The 8,987-nt window shown below is 69.8% G+C and carries 10 protein-coding genes; 1 reads left to right on the top strand and 9 read right to left on the bottom strand.

Features of this window, described 5'->3' with window-relative positions; all coding sequences use genetic code 11:
• Positions 1 to 142: 142 nt before the first annotated feature.
• The 8 genes from RSA25_RS17800 to RSA25_RS17765 form a co-directional block, all read right to left on the bottom strand.
• Positions 143 to 913 (bottom strand): heme ABC transporter ATP-binding protein, encoded by a 771-nt coding sequence (locus RSA25_RS17800; RefSeq protein ID WP_332810165.1) that lies wholly within the window; start codon positions 911 to 913, stop codon positions 143 to 145.
• On the bottom strand, positions 910 to 1,953 hold the full coding sequence (locus tag RSA25_RS17795; RefSeq protein WP_332810164.1) for an iron ABC transporter permease: 1,044 nt from the start codon (positions 1,951 to 1,953) through the stop codon (positions 910 to 912). Before RSA25_RS17795 ends, RSA25_RS17800 begins: the two co-directional genes overlap by 4 nt.
• Complete coding sequence (locus RSA25_RS17790; RefSeq protein ID WP_332810163.1) at positions 1,950 to 2,996, bottom strand: ABC transporter substrate-binding protein; 1,047 nt, start codon at positions 2,994 to 2,996, stop codon at positions 1,950 to 1,952. Before RSA25_RS17790 ends, RSA25_RS17795 begins: the two co-directional genes overlap by 4 nt.
• A gap of 47 nt (positions 2,997 to 3,043) precedes the next feature.
• Positions 3,044 to 4,420 (bottom strand): ATP-binding protein, encoded by a 1,377-nt coding sequence (locus RSA25_RS17785; protein WP_332810162.1) that lies wholly within the window; start codon positions 4,418 to 4,420, stop codon positions 3,044 to 3,046.
• A gap of 130 nt (positions 4,421 to 4,550) precedes the next feature.
• Positions 4,551 to 5,558, bottom strand: coding sequence for an alpha/beta hydrolase-fold protein (locus RSA25_RS17780; RefSeq protein WP_332810161.1), 1,008 nt, complete (start codon positions 5,556 to 5,558; stop codon positions 4,551 to 4,553).
• Positions 5,559 to 5,681: 123 nt separating this feature from the next.
• On the bottom strand, positions 5,682 to 6,434 hold the full coding sequence (locus tag RSA25_RS17775) for a hypothetical protein (RefSeq protein ID WP_332810160.1): 753 nt from the start codon (positions 6,432 to 6,434) through the stop codon (positions 5,682 to 5,684).
• A gap of 120 nt (positions 6,435 to 6,554) precedes the next feature.
• Positions 6,555 to 6,749, bottom strand: a complete 195-nt coding sequence (locus RSA25_RS17770; RefSeq protein WP_332810159.1) for a hypothetical protein — start codon at positions 6,747 to 6,749, stop codon at positions 6,555 to 6,557.
• A gap of 255 nt (positions 6,750 to 7,004) precedes the next feature.
• A complete protein-coding gene (locus RSA25_RS17765) occupies positions 7,005 to 7,613 on the bottom strand; it encodes a TetR/AcrR family transcriptional regulator (protein ID WP_332810158.1) in 609 nt (202 codons plus the stop codon).
• A gap of 80 nt (positions 7,614 to 7,693) precedes the next feature.
• Here RSA25_RS17765 and RSA25_RS17760 point away from each other — a divergent pair, with 80 nt between their 5' ends.
• Positions 7,694 to 8,296 (top strand): NAD(P)H-dependent oxidoreductase, encoded by a 603-nt coding sequence (locus tag RSA25_RS17760; RefSeq protein WP_332810157.1) that lies wholly within the window; start codon positions 7,694 to 7,696, stop codon positions 8,294 to 8,296.
• 148 nt (positions 8,297 to 8,444) lie between these two features.
• Here the strand turns inward: RSA25_RS17760 and RSA25_RS17755 are convergent, their stop codons facing one another.
• Positions 8,445 to 8,816 carry a DUF805 domain-containing protein gene (locus RSA25_RS17755; RefSeq protein WP_332810156.1) on the bottom strand — a complete coding sequence of 124 codons (372 nt, stop codon included), beginning with the start codon at positions 8,814 to 8,816 and terminating at the stop codon, positions 8,445 to 8,447.
• Positions 8,817 to 8,987: the final 171 nt, after the last annotated feature.

Raw genomic sequence — 8,987 nt, 5'->3', positions numbered from 1 at the left:
CCCGGCTTGGCCCGGCCCACCGGCCGCCACTACCTTGTTCTGGCATCGCTTGGAGCCGGCCAACGGCCGGCACTACCTTGCGTGATGCCGGCCGGCGGCCGGCATTGCCGCATTGCGGGGTCGCCTGGTGCGCCGCCTTGCGCTATTCGGGGTCGGCGACCACGACCAGTGGCACGCCGCGTTGCGGATGCTGCAGCACGATCACCGGCTGCTGGTAGACGCGGGCGAGATGGGCTTCGGTGAGCACCTCGGCCGGAGTGCCATCGGCGGCCACGCGGCCCTTTTCCAGCAATACGATCCGGTCGGCGTACCCGGCGGCCAGGTTGAGGTCGTGCAGGACCACGATCACGCAGGCACCGGCGTCGGCCAATGCGCGCACGCAGCGCAGCGTGCGCTCCTGGTGGCGCAGGTCCAGCGCCGCGGTAGGCTCGTCGAGCAGCAGCAACGGGGTCTGCTGCGCCAGCACCCGGGCAAAGGTGGTGCGCGCCGATTCGCCACCGGACAACTGCTGCACCTCGCGTTGGCGTAATGCCTGCAGTTCGGCGGCGTCGATGGCCTGCTCGACCTGCGCTTCGTCGCGTGCCGGGTCCGGCGGGTGCGGCAGGCGCCCCATCGCCACCACCTCTTCCACGCTGAAGGCAAACCGCACGCCATGCTCCTGCGGCATCACCGCGCGCTCGCGCGCCAGCGGGCCGGCCTTGTAGGCATGCAACGCACGCCCCTGCAACTGCACCGCGCCCGCATCGGCACGCAGGTCGCCGGAGGCCACCGCCAGCAGGGTCGACTTGCCCGCCCCGTTGGGCCCGACCAGCGCGGTCACCGTGCCCGGCGCGAAGGCCAGGTCGATGCCATGCAGGATGTCGCGCTGCTGGCGGCGCACGACCACCCCCTGCAGGCGCAGCAGCGCATTCATGGCGTGTCCTTGCGGCGCTGCTGCAGCACCAGCCACAGGAAGAACGGCGCCCCCAGCGCCGCCGAGAACAGCCCCAGCGGAATCTCCGCCGGCGGGTCGAGCGTGCGCGCGGCGGTATCGGCCACCACGATCAGCACCGCGCCCAGCACGCCGGACACCGGCAGCAACCAGCGGTGCCCCGGCCCGACCAGCATGCGCGCCACGTGCGGCACCACCAGCCCGACGAAGGCCACCGAGCCGGCAAAGGCCACCGCCGCGCCCACCAGCAACGCGCTGAAGGCCACCAGCCGCCGCCGCGTACGCGCGACGTCCAGCCCCAGGTGCTGGGCCTGGCGCTCCCCCAGCGCCAGCATGTCCAGCGGCGTGGCCAGCCGCTGCAGGGCCAGCACGCCGATCGCAAACAGCGGCGCCACCGCCGCCACGTCCCCCCAGCTGGCGCGCGCCAGCGAGCCCATCTGCCAGAACACCAGCGACTGCAGCTCGCTCTCGCTGGCGATGTAGGTCAAAAACCCGATCAGCGCCGAGCAGAACGCGGCCATCGCGATCCCCACCAGCAACAGCGTGGCATTGCCACTGCCCTTGCCCGGCCGCGCCAGCACGTAGGTCAGGCTGATCGCCAGCGCACCGCCGATGAACGCCGCCACCGGCACGATCCAGCCGGCTGCCCCGGCCGCGCCCAGCACGATCGCCGCCACCGCGCCCAGCGCCGCCCCCTGGCTGACGCCGACGATGCCCGGGTCGGCCAGCGGGTTGCCGAACAACCCCTGCAGGCTGGCACCGGCCATCGCCAGCGCCGCGCCCACCATCGCGCCCAACAGCGCGCGCGGAATGCGCAGCTGCCACACCACCGCCAAATCGCGACGGCTCACCGATTGCGGGTCGGCCATCCCCAGCTTCACCGCGATCGCCTGCAGCACCTCCATTGGCGGCAGCCGCAACGGCCCCACCGCGAACGAGGCGAGCACCGCCAGCAGCAGCACCGCCGCCGCCAGCATCAACATGCCCCGCCCGCGGCGGCGGCGCCGATCGGCCGGCTTCATGCCGGCGGCAGCGCCGCCAACGCCCGCGCCAACGCCAGCGCACCCACGCCGGAGCCGACGCTGGCGTACTTGAGCTGCACATCGGGCATCACCCAGACCCGGTTGGCCTGGCCGGCCGGGGTCTGCCTGAGGGTGGGATAGGCCTTCCACAGGCCCTCGGCACCGCCAAACAGGGCCAGGTCGTGCTCGGTGACCAGGATCACCTGCGGCGCGGCAGCCACCACGCCTTCATTGCTCAGCGCCGAGTAGTTGGCCACGCCGGCTTCGGTGCCGATGTTCAGCCCGCCGGCCAGTGCGATCAGCTGGGCCGAGGCACTGTCGGCCCCGGCCACGGTGGGCGCGCCACCGGCGCCGGTGGCCGACACGTGGATCACGCGCGGGGCCTGGCCACTGGTCTTGCCGATCGCCGCCGCTTCATCCAGCTGCTGCTGCACCTGGGTGGCCAGTTGTTCGCCGGCAGCGGCCAGGCCGAGGGCGGCGGCAATCTTGCGCACCTTGTCCGGGGCCGGCTGCAGGTCATCCACTACCACGGCCGGTTCACCTACCGCGCGCAGCTTCTCCGCCAGCTCGGTGTGCCGGCGCAGGCTGTTGCCCAGGAACAGCGAGCCCTGCAGGCTCAGCACGCCCTCCACCCCGGTGGTGCGGTTGAACAGGAACTGGTGCGGCGCCGCGCGTCCGGTGGCGGTGGTGGTGTTCTTCGGGGCGGCAAACACCTGCTTGCCCAGCCCCAGTGCGTCGATCACCGCGATCACGTCATCGCCACCGACGATGATCCGGCCGGTGTCGTCCACCTCCACCTCCGCGCCATCGTCGGAGGTGACCTTGGCCGGCAACACCGCTACCTGCCCCGGCAGGCTCGGCAAGGCGCCCCCGTCCAGGCGCGTCCAGCCCGCCGGAAGATCCGTCGCGGGTGCGGCGGCGTTGTCGACCACGGCCGGGGCCGCACCGGTGTCTGCCGCCGGTGGCGCGGCCGGGCCACTGCACGCGGCCAGCGCGATGGCCAGGGCAAGCGGCAGCAGCCGCAGGGAAAGGTTGGATGTCATGCAAATGTCCTTCGACGGGGCGGCGCCAGGCCGCCCCGCCCGTTGGCTTACGGCTGGCGCAATGCGATGCGGGTGATGCGGTCGCCCTTGGCATCATCGGTGCCACGCGACTTGTTCACCGCGAACACGCTGCCCTTGCCATCGGCACGCACATGATTGGGGAAGGTGCCGCCATCGAGGTTGCCGACCACCTTGCCGCTGCGATCGACCACCGTCACGGTACCGGCGCCACGATTGGTCACATAGGCCAGGCCGGCCTTGGGATCGAAGGCGACGTTGAGCGCACCGGCGCCCACCGGCACGTCATGCACCACCTTGCCGCTGGCCACATCCACGATCAGCAGGTTGTCGGTGCCCTGGGAGGCCACGTACAGCTGGTTCTGCTGCGCATCGAAGGCCACGCCGGAGGCGCTGATCGCATTGCCCAGCGCGATCACCTTGTCCACCTTGCCGGTGGCCACGTCGATCACCGCCGCTTCCGGGGTGCCGATGCTGACGGTGAACAGCTTGCCGCTGGCCTCATCGAGCACCAGGCTCATCGGCACGAACTTCTCATCGTCTTCGCCGGACGCCAGGGTGATCGGCTCCAGCGCCTTGAATGTTTTGGCATCGAACACCGACAGGTGGTCTTCGCCAGCGGCCGAGGCGAATACCTTGCCGCGCTTGGCATCCACCACCACGTCGCGCGCATGCGGCACGGTCCCCACCGGGAACTGGTGCACCAGCGACAGGTCCGACTGGCGATACACCGCCACGCTGTCCTGGCGGGTGTTGGTCACCCACACGTTGCCGTTGGCATCATCCACGCCCACGCCGTACACGGCGTACACGCTGCCGCCCTTGGCATCGGGCACCAGGGCCGGGGTGATCGCCTTGACCACCTTCAGGCTCCTGGGGTCCACCTTGAGCAGCTGGGACTGGGTGACCGGCGGGCGGCCAACCGCCGAGGTGACAAACACCGCGTTGCTGGCCGCGCTGTAGGCCGACTGGTACAGACCCGGCACCAGCTTGTTGGACTGGCTGGCAAACTGCGCCTGGCCCGACAGCGGCAGCTGCGGCGAGACGCGCAGGTTGAGCACGGTCGCGGCCGCCGGCTGGCTGGCGCGCACCACCACCGGGTGGGTGCCGGGCACGGCATCGGCGGGAATCTGCAGCTGCGTCTTGAAGTTGCCCTCGGCATCGACGGTGAGCGGCTGTGCGTTGAGCACGGTCTCACCGCGCACCAGGCTGACCTGCTGGCCCGGCACGAAGCCACGGCCGATCACGTCGGCGCTGCTGCCCGGCACCACGTTCTCGCCACGCGAGACGACGGTGCCCTTGAACACGCTGGCGGGCTGGTCGAACACCGGCTGCGCGTGGGCGGCAACCGCCAGCAGCAGGCCGGCGGCCAGGGTGGTGAGGCGGAGGGAAGAATGGAACGACATGACAGGCTCCTTGCACGGGGACCGCGCGACGCGCGGCGTTTCAACGGTTGCCTGGGCCGGTGCAACGCTGCACGGGAAGCCTGGGTAGCGGGGTGCGCGGCAGGACCGCGCGGTGTGTCGAAAAATCGGATCAGGGCTGCGCGGGCGCGAGCCGGCTGCGGTCGGTCACGCCATACAGCTCGCTCAGGGCAGCCTGCAGCGAGGCGGGCAGCATCGGGCCATGGCCAAGCCCCTCGAACTCGCGGTACTGCACCGTAAGCCCGGGCACCTTGGCCAGGCGCTCGGACAGCTGCATGGCCGCGTCCGGCGTCGCCCCGCCGATGCGGCGCAGGTGGGCCACCACGCGCGGATTGGACAGGTCGCGCTTGCCGCGGTCGCCCACGCGCTCGGCACCGCCCAGCATCACCCACACGCGCGCGGGCTGGCCATGCTGGTTCTCCAGGAACTGCTGTTCCATGTCGCCCAGCGGCGCGCCCTGGCTCCACCACAACGAGGGGCTCGCCGACAGGTAGTACTGGAACGATGCCGGCCGCGCGTACAGGCTGCTCAGCACGAACAGGCCGCCCAGCGAGTGGCCCCACAGCGCCTGCTGCTGGCGGTCGATGCGCGCGCGCTTCTCCACTTCTGGTTTGATCCGGCGTTCGATCAGGTCCTGGAAGGCATACGCGCCGCCGCCCACCACCTGCGGCGCGCCGTTCTCGTCGTCGGCACGGTCGATCCACGCGGTGTAGTCGGTGGTCCGCGCCGCCGAATCGATGCGCAGGTCGTTGTCGTAGCCGATGAACACCAGCACCGGCGCGGCCTTGGCGGCCAGCTCGGCCAGCAGCGGCTGGTCGATGACCATGGCCGCGGCGTTGCCATCCAGCATGTACAGCACCGGCGCGGGCGTCTTGCCCGCGCGCACGGGGATGCCAAGGTTCACCTGCCAGCGCCGCTGTCCATCCGGACTGTCCAGCGTGAAGCGCTCGAAGCGATAGCTCTCGGCCTTCTGTTCGAAGATGGTGTTGCTGACCCGCTGCTGCGGATTGCGTTGTTGCGCGGCCACCGGCGGCACGGCGCAGAGCAGGCCAAGGATCAGGCCGGCCAGCGGCAACAGGGCGGGCGCGCGGCGGCCGCGGGCGGCAAAAAACAGCGTCATGGGCACTCGGGGGCGGCGGCGCGAGGCCGCACAACCCGCTTCACATGGGGACGAGGCAGTCTACCCCAAATGCGAATGCTTATCACATAGATCGGTGTACCATTGTGTATCGCGGCCGACTTGTCACTCGCTGCAGCGCGCCTGCGCTTCACCCACCGTTTCCGCCGGCGCCTCGTCTTCGCCGGACACCCAGCCGTGCAGCGACATCGTCGCCGGCGCCGCGGCCGCGCGCTCACCGTCGGCCAGCGTCACCTCGTACCAGCTGCCCACCGGCTCCAGCTCGGCCAGGCGTGCGGCGCGATCATCGGCCGTGCTGAACGTGGCGTCGGGCGCTTCGGTGGAGGGCGTCATCCCGTGCGAGGTCTTGACCATGCGCACCTGCAGGCCCTGCCCCGCCACCTCGCGGCTGGTCAGCGCGAAGGTCTCACGCCCGTAGGCCCAATCCTGGCTGCCGCTGAAGCGGCGCGGCGCGGTCGAGGCCGGCAGTTCAAGGCCGTCGCCCGCCACGCCATGCACCCGTGCCATGCCGGTAAGCGTGGCCATGTACTGCGACATGCGGGCTGATACCAGCATCTTGCCATCCAGGCGCGCCGCCGTGCCGGTGGCGCCAACCGGATTGAGCCAGCCTGCGCGCCCACACGCCAGCAGCATCACCGGCACGCCCTCGCCTTCGCCAACCCGCAGCACCACATCGCCGTTGCGGAACTGCTGCAACTGCCCGCGGAACACCGGCGTGCCATCCGCCAACCCCTGGCTGACCGTCAGCGCGGGGCTGCGTTCGAGCAGCGCGTCGATATCCGCCGACGCGGCAAGGGCCGTCGTGCTCAGGGACAACGCCGCCGCAAGGGCGATGCAACGCGGGAAAACGTGGGGCATCTCTACATCCAGACAAGGGCATCGGCCACGCCGACGGGCCCGCATCATAACGCCCGCGCACACAAGCAAGGGCCCGACCTGATGGCCGGGCCCTTGCGCGGCATTCAGTGAGGCGTGGACTTATTCTTCTTCGTCCTGGCCGCCCTGCTGGGCGTTGCGCTCGCGCTTCTGGTCCTGGTCCTGCTGTTGCTGCTGGCCCTGGCGCTGCGGATCGCGCTGCTGCTGTTGCTGGCCCTGCTGGCCCTGCTGGCCCTGCTGGTTCTTCTGGTCCTGCGGATTCTGTTGGTTCTGCTGCGGGTTCTGGTTGGTACCCATCTGTGCATCTCCGGTATTCGGCAACGAAAGTGGTGCCGGTGGAACTACCGTAGGCGCAGCCGGGTTAGCGTCGCGTGCGTTCTGCGGCACTGCGCGTAGACACCGTCGGCACGTGGGTAAACAGTTCAGAACCCAGCGCCGCGCTGCCACACGCGCGACGCAATGATTACTGCCGCGACGCGCATCGTGGGCGTCCTGGCTACAGCGCGGCATAAGCACACAGCCAACCATCATGACGCCGCGCGGCATCCGGTCTCAGGCGCGCGCGACCATCGCCATGATCGTGGCCGCCAGTTCCTGTTGCGCCTGGTGCGCGGTGATGTCGCCGTTGACGGCCGCATACGATACGCCCTCGGCAGCGCCGAGCATCGCCCACAACCCGGCCGACGGCAGCGTGCCGGCGCGCGCGAACGGGGCCAGCAGCGTGCGGCATTGCTCGATGAAGATCGCCTCGTACTCACGTTTGATCCGCGCCAGCTCCGGCGAGCCGGCCAACGCGGCAATCACGCCGGGAATCTCGCGCCCCTGCGTCTGCACGCACGCCACGTACGCCTGCGCGATGACATCGGCCTTGTCCTGGAGCGCAGGGCCGCTGGCGGCGAGCGCGGCGTCCATCACCACGCCCTGGCGCTGGTCGAAATCCCGGTACAGGGCGGCCAGCAACCCGGCACGGGTGCCGAAGTGGTCGTAGACCACCGGCTTGGTCACCCCGGCCTGCTCGGCCAGCCGACCCAGGCTCAACGCCTCGGTCCCTTCTTCGCGCACCAGCTGCCAGGCGTGCGCCAGCAGTTGCTGCAGGCGGTCGGCGCGGGTGAGGCGGCGCCTCGGGGCAGCGCAGGACGGGTCAACAGGCGGGCTTGACATTGCTATATACCAATCGTAACTTACGGATAGTAACTTACTAAAAGTATACAACACCTCCCCGTCCCGCCATTGGACCGCCCGTGCATACCCTGATCGTCTTTGCTCACCCAGACCCCCGCTCACTCACCCATGCCGTCGCCGCCGAGGTCGCGCGCGGCCTGGCGCCGACGGCTGGCGCCACCGTCGAGATCGCCGACCTGAGCGCGGAGGGCTTCGACCCGCGCTTCACCGCCGCCGACCTGGACGGCCACCATGGCCGCCACGCGTTCCCGGCCGACGTGCGGGCCGAACAGGCCCGGCTGGACCGGGCCGATGCGCTGGTCCTGGTCTTCCCGGTGTACTGGTGGGCGATGCCGGCGCAGATGAAAGGCTGGATCGACCGCGTGTTCTCCAACGGCTGGGCTTACACCGAAACGCCCGGCGGCGGCGTATTGAAGAAGCTCGGTCGCCTGCAGGTCCACCTGCTGGGCCTGGGCGGCGCCGACGACCGCACCTGGACCAAACGCGGGTACGACACCGCGATGAAAACCCAGATCGAGACGGGCATCTTCGACTACTGCGGCGCCCCGGTAATCAGCTCGACGGTGCTGCTGGCCGTGGACAGCACCGACCCCGCCCCGCACCTGCAGGCCGGTTACACGCTGGGCCGCTCGATCGCTGCGCAGGGCCAGCGGCGTGCATGAACGCCGGTAGATTCACCGCGCCGGCAGCAAGCCGGCCAACGGCCGGCACTACCGGCGGTGCACCGCAAGGCAAACAGGCGAACGGACGAACAGCCAAAAAAAAGCGCCCCGCAATGCGGGGCGCTCAGCTCAACCAGACGGCAACCGATCAGACGGCCGGGGGAACCGGGCCGAAGCGGTTTTCACCCGGGGTACCCGGCAGCACGTAGAAGACCAGCAGCACGATACCCGCCAGCGGCACGAACGCCAGCAGCAGGAACCAGCCCGACTTGTCCGTGTCGTGCAGGCGACGCACGGTCACCGCGATCGACGGCACCAGCACGGCCAGGCTGAAGAGGCCCAGCACCGCACCGAACAGCATCACCACCGCATTGCTCTCCATCGACGCGCCGATGCCCATGCCGATGTAACCCACGATCGTCACCAGCATGACGAACAGGTAGAACATCCAGAATTCCTTGCGGCTGGCACGGCCTTCGAACTGGGCGTAACGGGTAAGCGGGATCAACATCGAATTCATGGGATTCACTTCATCCTGAAAGTGGAAAGACCTGCCTCTCCGTGGCCGCGACCGCGTGCCACGTAGCAGGGCGGCGCGCAGGATAGCAGTTGTTCAGCCGTTTTTGCTTGTCAGATCGGGCATTGACCCCTCCCGCCTTCCCCGACGACGCGCCACCGGACACCTCGGCCT

It is taken from the genome of Stenotrophomonas sp., assembly GCF_036662295.1.
Classification (GTDB): domain Bacteria; phylum Pseudomonadota; class Gammaproteobacteria; order Xanthomonadales; family Xanthomonadaceae; genus Stenotrophomonas.
The sequence above is the reverse complement of the archived record's forward strand: the minus strand, read 5'-3'. Positions and strand labels throughout refer to the sequence as shown.

Excerpts from the sequence above, each read along its gene's own strand:
- RSA25_RS17780 (WP_332810161.1), bottom strand. The coding sequence starts at position 5,558 with ATGACGCTGTTTTTTGCCGCCCGCGGCCGCCGCGCGCCCGCCCTGTTG.
- RSA25_RS17790 (WP_332810163.1), bottom strand. The coding sequence starts at position 2,996 with ATGACATCCAACCTTTCCCTGCGGCTGCTGCCGCTTGCCCTGGCCATC.
- RSA25_RS17775 (WP_332810160.1), bottom strand. The coding sequence starts at position 6,434 with ATGCCCCACGTTTTCCCGCGTTGCATCGCCCTTGCGGCGGCGTTGTCC.
- RSA25_RS17755 (WP_332810156.1), bottom strand. The coding sequence starts at position 8,816 with ATGAATTCGATGTTGATCCCGCTTACCCGTTACGCCCAGTTCGAAGGC.
- RSA25_RS17785 (WP_332810162.1), bottom strand. The coding sequence starts at position 4,420 with ATGTCGTTCCATTCTTCCCTCCGCCTCACCACCCTGGCCGCCGGCCTG.
- RSA25_RS17795 (WP_332810164.1), bottom strand. The coding sequence starts at position 1,953 with ATGAAGCCGGCCGATCGGCGCCGCCGCCGCGGGCGGGGCATGTTGATG.
- RSA25_RS17800 (WP_332810165.1), bottom strand. The coding sequence starts at position 913 with ATGAATGCGCTGCTGCGCCTGCAGGGGGTGGTCGTGCGCCGCCAGCAG.
- RSA25_RS17765 (WP_332810158.1), bottom strand. The coding sequence starts at position 7,613 with ATGTCAAGCCCGCCTGTTGACCCGTCCTGCGCTGCCCCGAGGCGCCGC.
- RSA25_RS17770 (WP_332810159.1), bottom strand. The coding sequence starts at position 6,749 with ATGGGTACCAACCAGAACCCGCAGCAGAACCAACAGAATCCGCAGGAC.